Origin of the sequence: Methylosinus sp. Sm6, from assembly GCF_019802345.1 — a bacterium.
Taxonomy (GTDB): domain Bacteria; phylum Pseudomonadota; class Alphaproteobacteria; order Rhizobiales; family Beijerinckiaceae; genus Methylosinus.
Genome location: NZ_JAINDZ010000024.1, coordinates 12,243 through 31,003, shown reverse-complemented (window position 1 = coordinate 31,003; position 18,761 = coordinate 12,243). Strand labels below are relative to the sequence as shown.

Annotated in this window: 15 protein-coding genes; 6 read left to right on the top strand and 9 right to left on the bottom strand. The window is 65.3% G+C overall.

Features of this window, described 5'->3' with window-relative positions; translation table 11 throughout:
- Positions 1–21: 21 nt before the first annotated feature.
- Complete coding sequence (locus K3F48_RS15805) at positions 22–1,143, bottom strand: LLM class flavin-dependent oxidoreductase (RefSeq protein WP_222576397.1); 1,122 nt, start codon at positions 1,141–1,143, stop codon at positions 22–24.
- A 198-nt stretch (positions 1,144–1,341) separates the two neighbouring features.
- Between K3F48_RS15805 and K3F48_RS15800 the strand changes: the two genes are divergently transcribed.
- Genes K3F48_RS15800 through K3F48_RS15785 form a run of 4 tightly spaced genes read left to right on the top strand, consistent with a single transcriptional unit; the run spans position 1,342 to position 6,776 of the window.
- Positions 1,342–2,946 carry an ABC transporter substrate-binding protein gene (locus K3F48_RS15800; RefSeq protein ID WP_222576396.1) on the top strand — a complete coding sequence of 535 codons (1,605 nt, stop codon included), beginning with the start codon at positions 1,342–1,344 and terminating at the stop codon, positions 2,944–2,946.
- A 10-nt stretch (positions 2,947–2,956) separates the two neighbouring features.
- On the top strand, positions 2,957–3,874 hold the full coding sequence (locus tag K3F48_RS15795) for an ABC transporter permease (RefSeq protein ID WP_222576395.1): 918 nt from the start codon (positions 2,957–2,959) through the stop codon (positions 3,872–3,874).
- Positions 3,871–4,782, top strand: a complete 912-nt coding sequence (locus K3F48_RS15790; protein WP_222576394.1) for an ABC transporter permease — start codon at positions 3,871–3,873, stop codon at positions 4,780–4,782. Before K3F48_RS15795 ends, K3F48_RS15790 begins: the two co-directional genes overlap by 4 nt.
- Positions 4,779–6,776, top strand: coding sequence for an ABC transporter ATP-binding protein (locus tag K3F48_RS15785; protein ID WP_222576393.1), 1,998 nt, complete (start codon positions 4,779–4,781; stop codon positions 6,774–6,776). The genes K3F48_RS15790 and K3F48_RS15785 overlap by 4 nt, the downstream gene beginning before the upstream one ends.
- A 31-nt stretch (positions 6,777–6,807) precedes the next feature.
- Here K3F48_RS15785 and K3F48_RS15780 read toward each other — a convergent pair whose 3' ends face one another.
- The 8 genes from K3F48_RS15780 to K3F48_RS15745 all read right to left on the bottom strand — a co-directional run bounded on the left by K3F48_RS15780 (position 6,808) and on the right by K3F48_RS15745 (position 16,258).
- A complete protein-coding gene (locus K3F48_RS15780; RefSeq protein ID WP_222576392.1) occupies positions 6,808–8,448 on the bottom strand; it encodes an ABC transporter ATP-binding protein in 1,641 nt (546 codons plus the stop codon).
- A complete protein-coding gene (locus tag K3F48_RS15775) occupies positions 8,445–9,356 on the bottom strand; it encodes an ABC transporter permease (RefSeq protein WP_222576391.1) in 912 nt (303 codons plus the stop codon). The genes K3F48_RS15780 and K3F48_RS15775 overlap by 4 nt, the downstream gene beginning before the upstream one ends.
- Before the next feature lie 5 nt (positions 9,357–9,361).
- Positions 9,362–10,309 carry an ABC transporter permease gene (locus K3F48_RS15770; RefSeq protein ID WP_222576390.1) on the bottom strand — a complete coding sequence of 316 codons (948 nt, stop codon included), beginning with the start codon at positions 10,307–10,309 and terminating at the stop codon, positions 9,362–9,364.
- Positions 10,306–11,943 (bottom strand): ABC transporter substrate-binding protein, encoded by a 1,638-nt coding sequence (locus tag K3F48_RS15765; protein ID WP_222576389.1) that lies wholly within the window; start codon positions 11,941–11,943, stop codon positions 10,306–10,308. Before K3F48_RS15765 ends, K3F48_RS15770 begins: the two co-directional genes overlap by 4 nt.
- A 90-nt stretch (positions 11,944–12,033) precedes the next feature.
- Positions 12,034–12,825 carry a class II aldolase/adducin family protein gene (locus K3F48_RS15760; protein WP_222576388.1) on the bottom strand — a complete coding sequence of 264 codons (792 nt, stop codon included), beginning with the start codon at positions 12,823–12,825 and terminating at the stop codon, positions 12,034–12,036.
- 189 nt (positions 12,826–13,014) lie between these two features.
- Positions 13,015–14,178 carry an acyl-CoA dehydrogenase family protein gene (locus K3F48_RS15755; RefSeq protein WP_222576387.1) on the bottom strand — a complete coding sequence of 388 codons (1,164 nt, stop codon included), beginning with the start codon at positions 14,176–14,178 and terminating at the stop codon, positions 13,015–13,017.
- A gap of 4 nt (positions 14,179–14,182) precedes the next feature.
- On the bottom strand, positions 14,183–15,145 hold the full coding sequence (locus K3F48_RS15750) for an NAD(P)-dependent oxidoreductase (RefSeq protein WP_222576386.1): 963 nt from the start codon (positions 15,143–15,145) through the stop codon (positions 14,183–14,185).
- A gap of 144 nt (positions 15,146–15,289) precedes the next feature.
- The gene (locus K3F48_RS15745) at positions 15,290–16,258 is read right to left on the bottom strand and encodes a LysR substrate-binding domain-containing protein (protein ID WP_222576385.1); all 969 of its coding nucleotides are present in this window, start codon (positions 16,256–16,258) and stop codon (positions 15,290–15,292) included.
- 434 nt (positions 16,259–16,692) lie between these two features.
- Between K3F48_RS15745 and K3F48_RS15740 the strand changes: the two genes are divergently transcribed.
- Both K3F48_RS15740 and K3F48_RS15735 read left to right on the top strand, forming a co-directional pair.
- Entirely contained in the window at positions 16,693–17,814 is a 1,122-nt protein-coding gene (locus K3F48_RS15740) for an LLM class flavin-dependent oxidoreductase (RefSeq protein ID WP_222576384.1), read from the top strand.
- A 197-nt stretch (positions 17,815–18,011) separates the two neighbouring features.
- A complete protein-coding gene (locus K3F48_RS15735; RefSeq protein WP_222576383.1) occupies positions 18,012–18,740 on the top strand; it encodes a hypothetical protein in 729 nt (242 codons plus the stop codon).
- Positions 18,741–18,761 lie beyond the last annotated feature (21 nt).

The following is an 18,761-nucleotide window of genomic DNA, read 5'->3' as shown; positions in this document are numbered from 1 at the left end:
GCTGCGGAGTTTCGTCGCGGCTCACTCCGCAGCGGCGCCGGACCGCGAGGCGTCTCGAAGCGCGGCTTCGCGCCGGACGAGCGGAATGAGCTTCTCGCCATATTCGATGGCGTCGGGAAGAGGATCGAAGCCGCGGATGAGAAATGCATCGACGCCGATCGCTCGATAGTCGAGCAGAGACTCCGCGACCTGCTCGGCTGTACCCACGAGCGCGGTCGAATTGCCGCTCGCGCCGGTCAGCGACGCGATCTCGGTCCAGAGCCTCTTGTCGACGACGGCGCCCTCGGCGGCAACTTTCAACAAGCGGAGCGAGCCCGTATTGGCCGGAGCATCGTTACGCCGGCGTAGAAAGGCCGCCACGGTCGACGTGGTCGCTTCGCGCAACGCCTTCGCCGCCTCGAGGATAGAACGTGCGCGCTCCCACGCCTTCTCTTCCGTCGAAGCGAGGATCGGACGAACCGAGAGGCTGAAACGGATCGCGTCGGCGCGCCCGTGCCTGGCGGCCGCGGCGCGGATGCGCGTGATCTGATCGCGCGTTCCGGCGAGCGATTCGGCCCAGAGCATATAGACGTCGGCGAAGCGCGCGCCGATTTCGATCGCCGCATCCGACGATCCCGAGAAGTAAATCGGAATGTGAGGCTTTTGAACCGGCTTCACCGACGAGACATTGTCTTCGAAGCGATAATGCCGGCCGGCGTGGTCGATCGCAGCGTCGCTCGTCCAAATCCTCTTCAAAACCTCGATATATTCGCCGGTGCGTTCGTAGCGCTCGTCATGGGTGAGATAGTCGCCGTCGCGGCGCTGCTCATGATCGTCGCCGCCACTGATGATGTTGACGGACGCGCGACCGCCGGTGAACTGGTCGAGAGTCGCGAATTTTCGCGCGGCGACCGTCGGGGCGACGACGCCGGGACGATGCGCGACGAGAAAGCCGAGCGTCTCTGTGTACGCGGCCGCGTGCTGCGCGGCGATGAAGCCGTCGCCGGAGGCGGAGCTGTAACCGATCAGCACACGATCGAATCCGGCTGTCTCGTGAGCTTTTGCAAGCTCGCGCGCGAATTCCGGCTGCACGGCCGGGCCGCTACCCGCGATGCTCTCGGAGCCGGGGCGGTAATGCAGGATGCCGATGAATTCGACGGTCATGAGAAAGCTCCGCATCTCGGCCGCATCGGCCATGCTTCCAATTTGAAGCTTACGAAGCGCGCATCGCGGTGAAAAGTTGATTTGCGCAACTCGATCGATTGAGAAAACTCGCGGATCGACATCCGGTCCTCGCATTGCCCGGGCGCCTGAAAATGGTAGATTGATGCGGCTGCGATCACCGAGTGAGGACGCGTCACGATGACGACGAGGCGTCGGTTCAACGAGCTGCTGGCGAGCGCCTTCGTCGCCGCGCCATTCGGCGGCTCGTTGGCGGCGCAGTCGCCGCGCTCGGGCGGCGAGCTGACGGTGGCGTTCGACGGCGCTTCGATTGTCAAATTCGTGCTGGATCCGCATAATTCGCTGTTCGCGCCTCACAACCGCGTCTTTCGCTCGATCTACGACAGCCTCGTCGTGCTACGCGCCGATCAGACCGTCGGCCCATGGCTGGCGCGCTCCTGGGAGATTTCGCCGGATCGCCGGCATTACGTATTCGATCTGCGCGATGATGTTCTGTTCCACGACGGCTCCCGCTTCGATGCGGCGGCTCTGAAATTCAATTTGGATCGCGTCATCGACCCGAATGTCGCGACCTATGCGCGCGGCGAGCTCGGCCCTGTCGTCGCGACCGAGGCGCTCGCTCCGCATCGGCTCGGCGTCACGCTCGCCGAGCCTTTCGCGCCGCTGCTGCGCAATTTGAGCTCGACGAAGCTCGGGATCGTCTCGCCCGCCGCGATCACGAAATATGGCGAGGGAATTGGCCAGAATCCGGTCGGCACTGGTCCGTTTCGCTTCACCGGCCTCGCGGCGGGCGTGGAGATTCGGCTCGAGCGCAATCCGGACTATCGCTGGCCGCCGTCGACGTCGACTCTTTCGGGCCCTGCGCGGCTCGATCGGCTGACGTTCAAAAATGTGCCGGAACATTCGACACGCGTCGCCGCGCTGCAGAGCGGGCAAGTCCAAGTGGCGGACCTCGTCCCCTCGCAGCATCTGGCGACGATCCGCTCCTCGCCGGATCTTCGTCTCGTGCAGCAGGAGCTGCTCAACACCAATTATGCGCTGTTCGTCAATCCGACGCGCGCGCCCTGGGATGATCCCGATCTTCGCCGCGCGCTTCGTCTCGCGATCGATGTCGACGCCATCGTTCGCACCGTCTATCTCGGCTCGCTCGCCCGCGCTTGGTCGCCGCTCTCGCCGTCGATGTTCGCGTCCGCGGAGCAGGACCTCGCCGGATCCTGGAAGCCGGATCCCAAGCAGGCGGCGGATATTTTCGAGAGCAAGGGCTGGCGTCGCGGCGCCGACGGCGTCCGCGAGAAGGCGGGCAAGAAGCTCGCGCTCGGATTCGTCGACGCTCAGGGCAACCGCGAACAGCGTCTCGACGTCGTGCAGCTCGTCCGTCGGCAGCTCGCCAAGATCGGGGTCTCATTGACGATCGAGAGCCAGAGCGGGCCGCTTCTCGTCCAGCGTCAACTCGCGGGCGATTACGATATTTCAGGCGGCGCGCAATTTGCGGACGATCCCGACGTTCTGCGCCGTGTCTTCGCGCCCGAGGCGCGCAATCGTCTGTCGGTGGTGCAGGTCGAGGATGACCAGCTCGCCGATTTGCTGCGAAAGGCCGCGCGCGAGGACGAGCCGGAGGCGCGCAAAGCCCTCTATCTGCGAGCGCAGCGGCGGATCGTCGACGAGGTCTATGCGATACCGATCTATGTGCTGCTGTATAATCTCGCCCTGTCGTCCTCGGCGCAGGGAATCGTCATCGACGCGCATGGCTTTCTGCATTTCCACGAAGCCTGGCTGAGCGGCTGAGACGCAAAACGTGATCGTCTATCTCCTCCAGCGTCTGCTGAGCGTGGCCGTCGTCGTCTATGGCGCGGTCACGCTCATCTTTCTCATTCTGTTTTGGCTGCCCGGCGATCCGGCCGAGCTCGTCGCCGGGCCAGACGCCGATCCTGCGACCGTCGCCACGATCCGCGATCGCCTCGGCGCGGACAAGCCACTCGTCGAGCAATATTTGGGTTATGTCGTCCGACTTGCGCATGCCGATCTCGGCGTTTCCTTCACGACGGGCGAGCCGGTCTTCGATCGGCTGGCGGAGCAGGCGCCCGCCACCTTCGAGCTCACGCTCGCCGCCGGCTCTCTGGCGCTCGCGAGCGGAATTGGTCTCGGCGTCGTCAGCGCCGTCAATGCCGGCCGATGGGGCGATTACGCGATTCGATCGTCGCTGCTTCTCTTCGCATCCATGCCGCCCTTCTGGCTCGGCGTCTTGCTGATCCTCTTGTTTTCCGTCACCTTGCGCTGGCTGCCCGCGGTCGGCAATGGCGCGGCGGCGCAGCTCGTGATGCCGGCGTTCTGTCTCGGCCTCATCGCCGCTTGCCCTCTCGCGCGTCTCGTTCGCGCCAATGTTCTCGAGACTCTGCACGAGCCTTTCGTCGTCGCGTTGCGCGGCAAGGGCCTCGGCGAGCGCGCGGTTCTCTACCGCCATGTTCTGCGCAATGCTTTGGCGCCGGCCGTCACCGTGTTCGGCGTTCTCACGGGCGAGATGCTCTCCGGCGCGGTCGTCGTCGAGACGGTTTTTGCGCGCCAGGGTCTCGGCCGGCTGCTCGCGGAAGCGGTCGGGGGCAAGGACATTCCGATGGCGCTCGGAGCGACGCTGCTCGCCGCCGTCGTCTTCTGCATCGGCAATCTTCTGACGGATGTCGTCCATCGAATCATCGATCCGAGGATCGAATCTTGAACCGGACAGTGGGGACGCGCGAGGCGCGAGGATCGATCGCGATCGTGAAGGACGAGACGTCGTCATCGACGCGCGAACGGCGGAATCCGCCATGGTCCGTCGCGGTGGCGCTGCCGGCGCTCGTCATCGCGGTGATCGCGCTCTGCGCGCTCGCGCCGGATTGGCTTTCGCCCTATGACCCGACCGATTTCGATACCGATGCGATCCTGCGCCCGCCGAGTCTCGCCCATTGGATGGGGACGGATCACTTCGGTCGCGACGTGCTCAGCCTCGTGATTCACGGCGCGCGCCGCTCCGTGCTGATGGGCGCGCTCGCCGCGCTGCTCGGAGCGGCCGTCGGCGGGGCGATCGGCCTCGTCTGCGGCTATTTCGGCGGCGCGCTCGATCTCGTGGCGATGCGTTTCGTCGATCTGTGGCTGTCGACGCCGCCGATCCTGCTCGCCATCCTCATCGCCACCGCGCTGGGGCCCGGCTTTTGGAGCATCATCCTCGCCGTCGGCGGAGTGGGCGCGCCGCGCTATGCGCGACTGATGCGCGCTCAGTCGCTCGCCGTCGCGCGTCGTCCATTCGTCGAGGCGGCGCGCGCGATCGGCGTCGGCGATGGCGCGATCCTGCTGCGTCATGTGTTGCCGCACGCGTTTTCAGCGCTGCTCGTCATGGCGACGTTCGGCGTCGCGGATTCCATTCTGACGGGAGCGGCCCTCGGCTTCATCGGGCTCGATGTCGTCGACGACCGGCCGGATTGGGGTTTTCTCACGCATCAGGGCCGCGGCTATATCACGATCGCCTGGTGGTTCGCCGCCTTCCCCGGCTTCGCCGTCACGGCGCTGGTCATGTCCGTCAATCTCCTCGGCGACGCGCTGCGGGATCGGCTCGACCCGCGTCTCGAAACGCGGGCGCCGCGATGACGCGCCTCGAGATCGCCGGGCTTTCGGTCGCTCTGCAGGGGCGCGGAGCCCGTGTCGAGGCGCTCGACGCGATCGATCTGACGATCGGCGCCGGAGAAACGGTCTGTCTCGTCGGCGAGTCCGGCAGCGGCAAGACCGTGACGGCGCTCTCGGTGTTGCGCCTCATCGATTATGCGGGCGGCGCGATCACATCCGGCGAAATTCGATTCGGCGGCCACGATCTCGCGCGTCGGACGCAAGAAGAGATGAGCGCGCTGCGCGGCCGACGGATCGGCGTCGTGCTCCAGGACCCGATGACGGCCTTCGATCCGCTCTTCACCATAGGCAGCCAGATCACCGAGGCGATCCGGCGCCATCGACGCGTCGGCGCCGCGGATGCGCGGCGGGACGCGATCGCTCTGCTGCGCCGGACCCGCATCGCGGATCCAGAGCTGCGCATGGATCAGCTTCCGCATGAATTGTCGGGTGGGATGCGTCAACGCGCATCGATCGCGATGGCGCTCGCCTGTGGCCCCGATCTGCTGATCGCCGACGAGCCGACGACGGCGCTCGACGTGACCATTCAGGCGCAGATCCTGAGGCTGCTGCAGGAGCTGCAGAGCGAGACCGGCATGTCGGTGCTGCTCATCACCCACGATCTGGGCGTCGCCGCCGAGATCGCCGACAGGATCGTCGTGATGTACGCTGGACGCATCGTCGAGGATGCGCCCGCGGCCGATCTGTTCGCGCGGCCCGCGCATCCCTACACACGGGGACTGTTGCGGTCCATAGTCGGCGAGGCCGCGTCCCCCCGCGCGCCGCTGCCCGCCATTCCGGGGTCCATTCCCGGCCTCGCGGCTCTGCCGACGGGCTGTCGGTTTCATCCGCGCTGCTCGCGGTCGAGTTGGCGCTGCTTGGTCGAGGCGCCGCCGCTCATCGAGACAAACGCCGCTCGCGTCGCCTGCTGGCATCCGCATGAAGAGAGCCTCAGTCTCGCGACGTCGGTCGCGGAGCCCGCGCCACCTCATACGGTGAGGCCGGCCTCTGTTGAGCCGCTGATCGAAACCGTCGCGCTCAGCCGCCATTATCCGATCGGTTCCGCGCGGCCGGGCGCGCGGCGGGCGAGCCTGCGCGCCGTCGACGACGTGTCGTTCGCGATCACGAGCGGCGAGACCTTCGGCCTCGTCGGCGAGTCGGGCAGCGGCAAGTCGACGCTCGGCCGTTTGCTGCTGAGATTGGAGAGGCCGGACGCCGGCCACGTCGCCTTCGACGGCGTCGATCTCGCGCGGCTCGGCGGGCGGCGGCTGCGACAGATGCGGCGCGATATGCAGATGATTTTCCAGAATCCGCACGGCTCGGTCGATCCGCGCTGGACCGTCGGCGAGATCGTCTCCGAGCCGCTCGCGACGCATGAGTGGGGGACCGCCGCGGAACGGCGGGACAAGGTCGCCGAGCTGCTCGCCGAAGTCGGGCTCGATCCGGCGCTGGAGCGCGCGTATCCGCATCGATTGTCCGGCGGGCAATGCCAGCGCATCGCCATTGCGCGAGCGATCGCGCTACGTCCGCGCTTCATCGTCGCGGACGAGGCCGTCTCGGCGCTCGATGTCTCGGTTCGGGCGCAGATCGTCAATCTGCTGCAGGAGCTGAAGGAGCGCCTCGGCCTCACCATGCTCTTCATCGGACATGGGCTCGACGTCGTGCGCCATGTTTCCGACCGCATCGGCGTCATGTATCTGGGTCGGCTCGTCGAGATCGGCCCCGCCGACACGCTCTTCCGCCATCCGGCGCACCCCTATACGAAGGCTCTGCTCGCGGCGATCCCGAAGCTCGATCCGCGTCTTCGCTGCGGGCTCGCGCCGATCGATGGGGAAATCCCGTCTTTTGTATCGCCGCCGTCCGGCTGCGCCTTTCATCCACGCTGCCCGGCCGTGACTGCGCGCTGTCGTGAGGAGACGCCGGCTCTCGTTCCGATCGGCGAGGATTCGCGTGCTGTTGCTTGTCATGTCTCGGCCTGAGGCCAAAGCGCTCCGACGCGCGCTCGCTGGTTCAGACGGCGACGAGCGCCGCCGAGCGGCGACCGGGCGTGGCCTCGAGCAACTCCCGCGTGTAGGGATGGGCCGGATCGCCGAAAACTTCAGCGACCGGTCCTTGCTCGACGATTCTGCCTTTGCGAATGACGACGACGTGATCGGCCACAGAAGTCACGACGGAAAGATCGTGTGACACGAGGACATAGGCGACGCCCAGCGCGCGTTGCAATTCGTCGAGCAAAGCGAGAATCTGCGATTGGATCAAGACGTCGAGCGCCGAGACGGGCTCGTCCAGGAACAGCAGCTCGGGCTTCAGCGCGAGAGCGCGCGCGATCGCGACGCGTTGCCGCTGTCCGCCGGACAATTCGCGCGGATAGCGGCTCGCTGCCTCGCGCGGCAGCTGGACGAGATCGATCAGTCGGCTCGCGGCGGCCTGCAGCCCCTTGCCCTTTTCGAGCCCGAAGGAGACGAGCGGCTCGACGACGCATTCGGCAATGGTGAATCTCGGATCGAGCGAGGCGAAAGGATCCTGCTGCACGAGCTGGATGCGCCGACGAAGAGGTCGAAACTCGGGCCAGCTCAATCCGCTGATGTCGCGATTCTCGAACAGCACGCGGCCGTCGCTCGGCTTCTCGAGGCCGAGCGCGATCCGACAGATCGTGGTTTTTCCAGATCCAGATTCCCCGACGACCGCCAGGGTTCGGCCGGCGTGGACCGTGAAGCCGACATTGTCCAGCGCCGTCGAAGCGCGAGACGGTTCGCCAGTCATCGGCGAGGGAAAGCGCTTGGACACGCCCTCGAAACGCAAAAGCTCGCCCCCTGCGGGCCGGCTCGCGCGCCGAACGCCGAAAAGGCCTTTCCCGTCGAGAGCCGGCGCGGCGGCGATGAGCGCGCGCGTATACGCCTCGGCGGGCGCCGTGAGAATGGCGCGCGGGGGACCTTGCTCGACGATGCGGCCATCCTTCATGACGAGGACGCGATCGGCGCGATCCGCCGCCAGGCCGAGATCATGGGTGATGACGAGAAGCGCGACGCCGCGCTCCCCGGCCAGCCGAGCGAGATGGTCGAGAATGCTCTTCTGGACCGTCGAATCGAGCGCGCTGGTCGGCTCGTCGGCGATGATGAGGGCCGGATTTCCGGCGAGGGCGATCGCGATCAGCACGCGCTGGCGCATGCCTCCCGACAATTGATGCGGATATTGCCGCGCGCGGAGCGCCGGCTCGTCGACGCCGACCTGCTCGAGAAGCGCGATGGTTTCGGCGTCCGCTCGGCGGCCGTGCAGGCCGCTCGCTTTCGTCACCGCCTCGCCGATTTGTCCGCCGATGCGCATGGTGGGGTTGAGGCCCACCATCGGATCCTGCGGCACGAAGCCGACGATTCTGCCGCGCAGGCCCAGCGTCTCCACATCGGCCATCGAGACGGACGAACCGCCGTCGACCTGGATGTCGCCGGCGAGAATTCGCGCATTGGCGGGAAGAAGGCCGAGGATCGCAAGAGCGATGGTGGATTTGCCGGAGCCCGACTCGCCGACGATGGCGAGCGTCTCGCCGCGCCCGATCGAAAGCTCCACATTCTGGACGGCGGCGACGAGCGATCCGCCGGCGCGATAGGCGATGGAGAGGCGTCGGACGCTGAGAAGCGGCGGGCGGATGCTCATGGCCGCCCGTCCTCGAGCGTCCGCGCGATATGATTGGCGGCGAGAACGACAGCCATGACGAAGAGGCCGGGAATGAGCGAGAGCCACGGGGCCGTTACGAGAAAATTGCGTCCATTGGCGATCAGCGTGCCCCATTCGGCGGCGGGCGGCGCGGCGCCGAAGCCGAGAAAGCTCAAGCCGGCGACGGCGATGATGGCGACGCCGAAATCGAGCGTCGCGAGCACGATCACCGGTCCGCAGGAATTCGGCAGAATGTGGCGCAGCAAGGTCCGCGCGCGACTGGCGCCGCCGAGCCGGGCCGCTTCGACATAGGGGAGCGTCTTGACGCGCAGCACCTCGGAGCGCGTCGTGCGCGCGAAGCCCGGCATGATTCCGACCCCGACCGCAACGGCGACCGGAATGGTTCCGAAGCCGATCGCGGTGATGATGGCGAGCGACAGGAGCAGGCTCGGCAAAGCCAGAAGCACGTCGATGAAGCGCATGATGGCGGCATCGGTCCATCCGCCGGCGAATCCAGCGATCACTCCGAGCACGAGGCCGGCCGAGAAGGCGATTCCGACCGCGATCGAGGAGGCCTGCACCGACAGCGAGGAGCCATGAACGATGCGCGCGAACAGATCGCGGCCGATCTCGTCCGCGCCGAACCAATGCTCGGCGCCCGGCGGCGCCAGCCGATCGGCCGGCACGGTCAGATAGGGATCATAGGATGTCAGAAGCGTCGGCGCCGCCGCAGCGACGAAGACGAAAGCAAGGATGGCGAGCGACAGGACGAGGCCCGGTCGCCGCAGCAGATGTCCGAGACGCTCGGCGCCGCGCAGAGATGGCCGCAAGCTCCTTCCGAGCGCAGCTCGCCCGGCTGCGAGGCGAAGGCGAGCCGTGGAAAGCTCGGAGCGGCTGTCGTCGACCATTGACATCATCCTTTCGACGCGTGGTCGATACGCGGATCGAGGATCGGATAGAGAAGGTCGACGAGGAGATTAATGAAGACAAACCCCGCCGCGGACAGCGTCACCACGGCGAGCACCACCGGAATGTCCTGCCGGAGGACCGCTTCTTCGGCGAGGCGTCCGACGCCAGTCCGAGTGAACACGGTCTCGATCAGAACGGCTCCCGAAAAGGTGTTGCCGATCTGGAGGCCGACCAGCGTCACAATGGGCAGGGCGGCGTTGCGGAAGGCGTGCCGGAACTGCACCTCGCCTCGGGTCAGGCCCTTGGCGTAGGCGGTGACGATGAAGGGCTCGCGTGAAGCCGCCTCGAGCCCGCGAATCAAAAGCTGCGCATAGATCGCCGCGCTGTAGAGCGACAATGTGAAGGCGGGCAGGATCAGCGATCGAAAGCCGTCGTTTCCGGCTGCCGGGAGCCAACCGAGCGTGAAGGCGAAAAGATGGATCAGCAGGAGCCCGAGCCAGAAGCTCGGAAGGGAGACGCCGAAGGCCGGCAGACGCGCGAGAAAGCGAGCGAGGACGGGGGAGCGCACAGAGGCGGCGAGATAGCCGAAGCCGACGCCCTCGACGATCGAAAATGCGACGGCGAGCCCGCCCAGCGCGAGCGTTTGCGGCAACCGCTCCAAGATCAATTGCGCGACCGGCGCGTTCTTGCTCGCCGAAAAGCCGAAGTCGCCATGGAGGGCGTTCCAGAGAAGCTCGAAATAACGCTCGAGCGGCGTCCCATCGAGGCCGTAGAAGCGTCTCGCCTCGGCGATCTCCGCCGGAGACAATGCGTCGATGTCCCGGCCTGCGGCGTTGAGCAGAATGGCCAAGGGATCGCCGGGCAGCAGATAGAGAATGAGATAGGCGATCGTATAGGCGCCGAGGAGCACGAGCAGAGCTTGCGCGGTCCGCGAGAGGAGATAGCGCGTCACGGCGTTCTCCTCACGCTGCTCAATGTCGCGAAACCCTCGGCCGTCCACGCGAACCCACTTACCTTGCCGGTGAGCGCCGTTTGCCAGACGCGCTCGAAGAGCGGAAAGGCGAGATTATTGTCGATGAGAAGATCCTGGAGCTCGCCATAGGCGCGGGCCCTGTCGTCGCCGCGCGTCGCCACAAGCCCGGCGTCGAACAATTTCTCCGCCGCAGGGCCGATTTCTGGCGGAAAGACGTTGCGCGCCGCGGCGCGGCTGCCCGTCGGCGCGAAGCGAGGATCGAGAACGCTCTGCAGCGCGATCGGATCGCCGCGCGTCAGATAGAGCGCCACCAAATCATATTTTCCGGCGGAGAGCGCCGTGATCATCTCGCCCGGAACCAGAAAGCTCAGCTTCAGTTCGATTCCGACTTTCCGCAACTGATCCTGAAGCAGAAGATCGCCCGCGGTCTCCTTGGTCCAGAGAACGTAGAGCAGCGACAGGCGCTTCCCGTTCTTGTATCGGTAGCGATCCTTGCCGAGCGTCCAGCCCGCCGCTTCGAGCAGCCGCGCCGCGCCTTCCGGATCATAGGCCAGCTTTTCTTTCTCGGATTTGAAATAGGGCGTGGTCGCGTCGAGAACGCCTTGCACGACGGGGAAGTCGTCGCTGTAGACCGTCCTCGCATAGCTCGTCCGGTCGATGGACTTTTGCAACGCCTTGCGCAGGCCGGGATCGGCGAGCGGTCGTCCGGCCGCGACATTGGGATAGAGATTATAGGCCGGTCCCGGCAGCGAGCGGCTCGCGATCGCGGCGCCCTTGCCTTTGAACACGCGAATATCCGCCTCGCTGAAAGGATCTCTCGGCCAGAGAATATCAGTCTCTCCGAGAGTGAATTGGCCATTGCGGACGCTGGCCTCCGGCACGTAGCGGACCTCGATCCGATCGAGATAGGCCTCGCCGCCATTGTCGACCGCGTGCGACGCCCAGCCATAGCCCTTGCGCCGGACCAGCTCGAGGCCGACGTCCGGCGTGTAGCTGGCGAGGACGAAAGGTCCGGTGCCGATGATCGCGCCGAGAGATCGCTCCTTGGCGCTGCGCTTGTAGGATTCGGGCGCGAGAATGGCCAGCGTCGTCGTCGACGTCGCCTGCAGAAAGCCGGCGTTCGGCTTCGACAGGACGATTCTGATTCGATGGGGATCGATCACCTCGGCATGGTCATAGCCTTCGAGAAAGGCGGCGCCGAAGGCTCCCGGGGAGGTTGCGAGAAACGCCTTGTCGGCGTCGAAGGCGGTCTTTACAGCCTCGGCGTCGAGGGGCTCGCCATTGCTGAAGGTCACGCCCTCGCGCAGCTTGAACAGATAGCTCGCGCCGTCGGCGCCGGTCTCCCAGCTCTCGGCCAGCCAGGGAATGATCTTGCCCGTCGCCGGGTCTTGATCCGTGAGCGACTCGACCACATTGCGCAGCACCACGCGATGCTCGATCCAATAGACCTGGAACGGATCGAGGCTGGTGAGAAGCGGATTGTCCGCGTTGAAGGCGATGCGCAACGTCGTGGCGCGCGAGCCCGCGCCGCTCGCTTGCTCGCGGGACGCTGCGACGAACGTCAAAGCCGAGAGCGCGACAATGGTCGCGGAAGCGGCGCGGCGGCGAAACATTCGAATGAAACATCGTCGCAAGACTTTCACCTCGGCGCTCCTGCTCTCTCCGCGACCAGCGCTCCGCGTTGCGCGATGGTCGATGGACCTTCATGAATCATAGCCCGGAAGCTCCCTGTCGAGGCGACGCAGGAGCGCCGCCCAGGCGAGCCGGTCGTGGTTGGCGACGAAATCGTCGCCGAGGCGTTCGAGCTGACGAAGAACTTCCGCCTGCGCCGCCTCGGGCGCGATCAGCACATTCTCGCGCCCGGCCGAGAGCGTCCGGACTTGCGCGGTCGCCGCGCGCTCGAGCGACCAGATGTCGAGCCAGGTCCGAACCGCCGTCGGCCCGAGCGCCAAGGTCCCGTGATTGCGCAGCAGCAGCAGCGACTTCTCGCCGAGGTCCGCGACGAGACGCGCGCGTTCGTCGAGATTGAGCGCAACGCCTTCATAATCGTGATAGGCGAGCCGAGGGGCGAGCGCGAGCGCGCGCTGATTGAGAGGCAGCAGCCCCTCCTTCTGCGACGACACCGCGACGCCGTCGTCGGTGTGGAAATGCGCCACGAACCGCGCATCCTCTCGCGCTGCGTGGATCGCCGAATGGATGACGAACCCCGCGTAATTGATTCCATGATCGCCCTGCAGCACATTGCCGTCGAGATCGATCTTCACGAGATTCGACGCCGTCACCTCGCTGAAACAGAGACCAAACGGATTGAGCAGAAAATGGCGATCCGGTCCGGGAATCCGCGCCGAGATATGCGTGTAGAGGAAATCGTCGTAGCCATGGAGCGCCGTCAGCCGATAGAGCGCGGCGAGCTCCACGCGCGTCGCCCATTCCTCGGGGCCGACGTTTCTCTCGAGTCCCTCCGATTCCGAAACATTGAACGTTATCGCGCTCATCCTGTCGGTCCTCTTGTGCTCTCGACATTCAGCGGGACGCCACGGTCATTCGCACGATCGACCGGATCTCCATAGCGAGTAATTCTCAATTCGATCATGCGAAAAACCGAACGGACGAAACCATCTCGAATGTCGCTCCCATACCGATGAGGCTCATTCGGCCGACGCCGATCGAAAGACAATTCCTTTCTATGGCCGACGCAGCGCGGCGGCGCCGGCGGCTGCGAGCACGGTGTCGCTCTGTGGCGAGTGGATCCGGCTGCAGAGCACGTCCCGATAATGACGTTGCAGTGGATTGTGACGGGAGAGGCCATGATTTCCAGTCAGCGAAAGCGCTTTCTCGACAGCGGCGATCGAATTGTCGGCGACGGTGCATTTGAGGAAGCTCGTTTGCGTCGCCGAAGGCGCTACGAAGCGATCGACGGCGGCGGCGGTCGAAAAGAGCAGCGTCTCGTTGATGTAGAGAAGCCGCTCGATCTCGCCGAGCGCCTCCTGGAGGCGAGGAACCGTGGCGAGAGACGCGCCGAGATTGGTCGGCTTGCGCCGCTTCAAGAATTCGACGAACCAATCACGCGCGGCCCGCGCGACGCCGTCATAGATGGCGGAGAAGAGAACGAAGGTCCAGGCGAGCTCGACGTTGTCCGGCTGCGCCCATTCCTCGGGTCTGCGAATGTCGAGCGCATGATCGTCGGGAATGAAGACATCGTCGAAGGTGACCTCGTCGCTCGCGCTCGCGCGCATGCCGAGATGATTCCAGCTCTTCACGACGCCGACACCCTCGGCTCCGCGTGGCGTCACCCACACGCCGACGAGAGGAGCGTCATCGTCGCTACGGGCCCAGACCGCGTTCCAGGCGAGATAGCCGGCGCCCGTACTGTAGATTTTACGTCCCGTGAGGCGCCAGCCGCCGGTCACCCGCCGGGCGATCGTCGCCGGCAGGCCGCCGCGCACCGGCGTGCCCAGCTCGTGCTCGACTCGCAGCACATTGATGAGCGCGCCATCCTCCACGGCGCTCTCCGCGATGCGCGCGCGCAGCCGCCAGGATGGCGCATCGCGGTCGAGACGCAGCAGGGGCGAATGGAGGAGATATTGAAGCGCGATAGTCAGCCCGGTGTTGGGCTCGCCTTTCGATAGAGCGGAGACGACCTTCAGCGCTTCGACGAGGCTTCCGGCCGAGCCGAACGGCGGCGGAACGACAGCGCGGAAAAAACCGCGCCGATGCAGCTCGGCGAGATTGTCGACCGGAAATCGCGCCGTCTCGTCGAGGGCGGCGGCGTCGAGCGAAAATCTCGCGCCGAGTTCGATGGCGGCTTCGACGATTGCGGGATCGGGCTCGATCCTGGCTGAGCTCATGGCGTCAATATCCGATTTCGGGGCGGACCTGTTCGGCGAGCGGCTCGCCGGCGAGAAATCGCGCGAGATTTGCGAGGAACTGTCGGACCAGCAGCTCGCGAAGCGGCAGCCCGCCATAGGCGACATGCGGCGAGATGCGCACGCGCGGATGCGCATACAGCGGATGGCCGGCGGGCAGAGGCTCCGGCTCGGTCACGTCGAGGGTCGCGAAGCCGACGCGCCCGGTCTCGAGAGCGGCGAGAAGAGCGGCATGATCGACGACGCCGCCTCGCGATATATTGACGAGATGCGCGCCGGGCTTGAGCGCTTCGAAGGCCCGCGCATCGAGCAGGTGGCGTGTCCGAGCGGTCAGGGGCAACAGGACGGCGACATGATCGGATTGCGCGAGAAGCGGCTCCAGCTCCGTCAATTCGACGCCGGGGACGGGGCTCGGCGCGTCGGTGCGGCGATGCGCCAGAACGCGCAGGCCGAAGGCTTGCGCCCGCTTCGCGACTTCGATCCCGATCGAGCCGACGCCGAGCAGGCCGAGCGTCTTGCCGAACAGCGCGCCGATCTCCGGCGGCGCGCCGTTCGGCGGGCCGGCGAGCCAAATTTCGGGAAAGCGCTTCTCGAGGGTGAGCAGGCTGGCGATGACGAATTCCGCCAATGGGACGGATGTCGCGCCGCGTCCGCATGTGACCACGGGCGCATCGAAGATCCATCGAGGAAACTCATCGACCCCCGCCGAGACGGTCTGAACCCAGCGCAGATTGCCGGGCCAGCCCGAGGGCTTTTCCGGTCGTGCGATTCCTCGCGGCGGAATGGCGATCAGGGCTTGCGCCTCGTTCGGAACATCCCAGAAATTCGCTGGCGACAAGGCGGCGAGCGCGACGTCGGGCGGCAGCAACGGCGTTACGTCTGCGTGAAATCTCTCGCCGAGCTGGTGAGCGACGAGGATCGACGAAGTGGTCGCAGACGATCTCGTCATGCCTCCTTGCGTTCCGCATGGCGGTTCGTATTCACGAAAGATCATGTCGGCCGCTCTGTCCGTTACGTGAGCCAACGGCACTATACCGATTGAAGGATAGCGAAATAGCCAGTTTTTCTTCAGCCTTTCATGATTGGTTTTCAACTATTCGGCGGCGATGGGCCTCGGGACCGCGCGGGGTCGTCTGCCCGGGCGCGCGGGCGCCGGGAACAGTGCCGGCCCGCGCAATGCGCCTTCCGGCAGATGCGCGAGCAGAGACTCGAGCAGCATGGATCGCAGATGCTCGAGCGCTTCGCTGCGGCTGTTGGGCGTCAGCAGCAGTGACAAGGGCGTCACGCCGGCGATCGGCGGCAGGCCGCTGCGCTCGTCGAGCACGCAGAGCGCGGCCGGAAGCTCGAACGCCGTGCGGACGGTCACGCCGAGTCCGGCTTCCAGCGCGCCCCAAAGCCCGGGAAGGCTCGGACTGGTAAAGGAGATACGCCAAGTCCGGCTCGCCGCGTCGAGCTCTCCAATGCCGAAATTGCGGAACATGCAGGGGGCGTCCAGCAGAGCGAGCGGCAAGGGCTCCTCCGGACGAGCCACGAAGTCGCGCGGGCCGATCCACGCCACGGGAAGATAGGCGACGGCGTCGGGCTCGTCGCAGGCTCTGCCGATCTCCCCGAAGACGAGGGCGATATCGACCGCCCCTTGCGCGACCTGTTCGCGAAGATCGCGACTGCGTCCGATGACCGCCTCGAAGACGATATGCGGATAGGCGCTGTGAAACGGACCGAGGACGCCGGTCAGCCATTGATCCGCGAGATCCTGAGGCAGGCCGAGCCGCACCGAGCCCGCGACTGCGCCGCCGCGCGTCGCCGTGACCGCCTCGTCGTTCAACGCCAGAATTCGCCGGGCGTAGCCGAGCAGCACGTCGCCCGTGTCGGTGAGCGCGACGCCTCGGCCGTTCTTGCGGAAGATCGCGTGCCCGATCTGATCCTCGAGCTTCTTCATCTGCAGGCTGATCGCGGACTGAGTGCGGCCGAGGCGGCCGGCCGCTTTGACGAAGCTCCCGAGGTCGGTGGCGACGACCAATGAGCGGAGAACGTCCATGTCGAGGTTGATCGGCAACATCATGCAGACTTTCTTTTGCGACGCCCGTACGCAACAAATTGTTTTTTTTTTGCGGACCGCGCGAGGCGTCCGGCATCTCTGTAGACAGGGTAGCACCCCGAGGGATATTCGTCCATAATATCGATCATATTTATATATTTTGAAGCGTGGGCTCCGTTTCGGTTCGGAAGCCTCCCGGCGGCCGGTCGGAATCCAGGACGTCGTCGACCGTCGCAAGCGACGCATCGGCGCGATCGATTGATTCCGCCGAAGCTTCGGAAAACTAGCGCGCATCCACGGATCCCGCACCTCCACGACGCCTGGAGAGCCAATTAGCTTTTCTCAAGCGTCTCATTTGACGAATGAAATATTCAACATCTCAAAATCTACTAATCTAGAGGGGTGAGACGGTCGCCCGCGAGGGTATGGGGCTCGGATTTTCAGTCACGGAGGCTCGCATGCCAGTCCAATTCATCGGCTTCGTCCATTATCAGGAGACATCCGAGAGTCTCGCGCCGAGAGGTCCTGCGGTCCAACCCGATTTCGTGCGAGACTTCGCGCGGGCGCAGGAGGACGCCGGTTTCGATCGCGTGTTGATCGGCTACGCCTCGAATGTCGGCGACGGCTTCGTCGTCGCGCAGCACGCGGCGGCCCATACGAAGCGGCTCGGCGTGCTCATCGCTCATCGCCCGGGCTTCGTCGCGCCGACTGTCGCGGCGCGCAAGTTCGCGACGCTCGACCAGTTCACTAATGGCCGCGTGTCCGTCAACATCATCAGCGGCAGTCACGATACGGAGCAGCGCCGTGACGGCGACTACCTGTCGCATGACGAGCGCTATGAGCGCACGGCTGAATTCGTCGATGTCCTGAAAGCCGCCTGGACCAGCGAAGGGCCGTTCGATCACGAAGGAAAGCACTATCGCTTCAACGATAATTTTTCCGCGGTGAAGCCCGTCCAGAAGCCGCATATTCCAATCTATTTTTCCGGCTCGTCGGATGCGGCGATCGCTGTCGGCGCGCGAGTCGCGGATGTCTACATGTTGTGGGCGGAATCGCTCGCCGGAACGCGCGACCAGATCTTGCGCATCAAGGCCGCCGCCGCAAAATACGGACGAGCGGAACAGATTCGTTTCAGCCTATCCGTTCGGCCGATCTTGGCCGATACCGAGAAAGCCGCGTGGGAACGAGCCGAAAGCATTTTGGCGCGCGCCACAGCGCTGGCCGGCGCGAGCCCGGCGCCTCTTTCCAGCCTCAGCCGTCTCAAGCAAGGCGCCCCGGGCAATGTCGGCACGATTCGTCTGCTGCGAACCGCGGCGGAGGGGCCGGTCGTCGACAAGCGGCTGTGGACCGAAATGGTCGCTCTGCCGAATGCGAGCGGGAACACCACGGCTCTCGTCGGCGCGCCCGATCAGGTGGCGGAGTCCTTGCTGGATTATTACGATCTCGGAGTGACCCAATTTCTCTTGCGGGGATTCGATCCCTTTTCCGACGCCGTCGACTATGGTCGGGCGTTGATCCCCATCGTGAAGCAGGAGATTGCCGGCCGCGACGCCGATCCCGCCGTCACCGCCGCCGAATGAACAAGGCTGTGGTTCGTTAGCGCATTTACGACGGGCGCTACCCGCTTGCTCTACTGGATCGAACGCCATTCCGCGGGCTTCCGATCGGCACGCCGCGCCGGGCCTTCGTGGCGCGGCCCGGATTCTTGATCGGTAGCCGGCCGCAAGTGACAATAGGTAAATTGTTTCGACACGCATGTTATATTTGGAGACACGTCATGTACGTAGGGCATTTCGCGGCCGGATTGCTCATCATCGCCAAGGCGCCGACGGTGAAGCCGCTGCCGATCCTGATGGGCGTCGGTCTTCTCGATATCGTGAATGGCCTGGCGGTCATGACAGGCATCGACCACGTCACGCCGAATCTCGCGAGCGGTCCCTATCTGTATTTCGATTTGACCTTCATCGATTGGGACCATTCTCTGCTCATGGCGATCCTCCTGTCGGTCTTCTGGGGCGCGCTGTTTTTTCGTGACGCGCGCTTGGCGCTGCTCGCCGGCGTCGCCAGCTTCTCTCATTTCCTGCTCGACCTGCCTTTGCACAACAGCGACCTCGCTCTCTATCCTCATGCGGAGCGCCATCTCGGCGGCGGCCTTTGGGCCAGCTTGGGAATCGGAGCCTGGCTGCTCGAAGGCGCATTTTCCGCATTGCTCGTCGCCGGGGCCTGGCGGCTCGCCGCGAGACGCAGAGTGAGCCTCGCCTGGCCGGCGGCTTTTCTTGCTGTGCTGTTCATCCAATTGTCGCCCTGGCTCTCGCCGACGAAATTCATCGCCTCACTGCCGGAGCCATACACGCATCTGCTGCTGGGTCTCGTCATCACGCTCGGCTTCATCGCGCCAGGAGTCATCCTCACCATTCTCGTCGCCAATGCAGAACGAAGAGGTCGGCAAAGCATCGCCGAACACGGCATTGCGACGTTGGCCGAGTCGAAGCAATCGGTTCAATGAGAGCCGAGAGCCGCCGCTGTC

Coding starts and splice junctions, on each gene's coding strand:
- K3F48_RS15785 (WP_222576393.1), top strand. CDS start 4,779: ATGACGCGCCTCGAGATCGCCGGGCTTTCGGTCGCTCTGCAGGGGCGC.
- K3F48_RS15750 (WP_222576386.1), bottom strand. CDS start 15,145: ATGACGAGATCGTCTGCGACCACTTCGTCGATCCTCGTCGCTCACCAG.
- K3F48_RS15775 (WP_222576391.1), bottom strand. CDS start 9,356: ATGGTCGACGACAGCCGCTCCGAGCTTTCCACGGCTCGCCTTCGCCTC.
- K3F48_RS15780 (WP_222576392.1), bottom strand. CDS start 8,448: ATGAGCATCCGCCCGCCGCTTCTCAGCGTCCGACGCCTCTCCATCGCC.
- K3F48_RS15740 (WP_222576384.1), top strand. CDS start 16,693: ATGCCAGTCCAATTCATCGGCTTCGTCCATTATCAGGAGACATCCGAG.
- K3F48_RS15755 (WP_222576387.1), bottom strand. CDS start 14,178: ATGAGCTCAGCCAGGATCGAGCCCGATCCCGCAATCGTCGAAGCCGCC.
- K3F48_RS15765 (WP_222576389.1), bottom strand. CDS start 11,943: ATGTTTCGCCGCCGCGCCGCTTCCGCGACCATTGTCGCGCTCTCGGCT.
- K3F48_RS15760 (WP_222576388.1), bottom strand. CDS start 12,825: ATGAGCGCGATAACGTTCAATGTTTCGGAATCGGAGGGACTCGAGAGA.
- K3F48_RS15800 (WP_222576396.1), top strand. CDS start 1,342: ATGACGACGAGGCGTCGGTTCAACGAGCTGCTGGCGAGCGCCTTCGTC.
- K3F48_RS15805 (WP_222576397.1), bottom strand. CDS start 1,143: ATGACCGTCGAATTCATCGGCATCCTGCATTACCGCCCCGGCTCCGAG.
- K3F48_RS15735 (WP_222576383.1), top strand. CDS start 18,012: ATGTACGTAGGGCATTTCGCGGCCGGATTGCTCATCATCGCCAAGGCG.
- K3F48_RS15745 (WP_222576385.1), bottom strand. CDS start 16,258: ATGATGTTGCCGATCAACCTCGACATGGACGTTCTCCGCTCATTGGTC.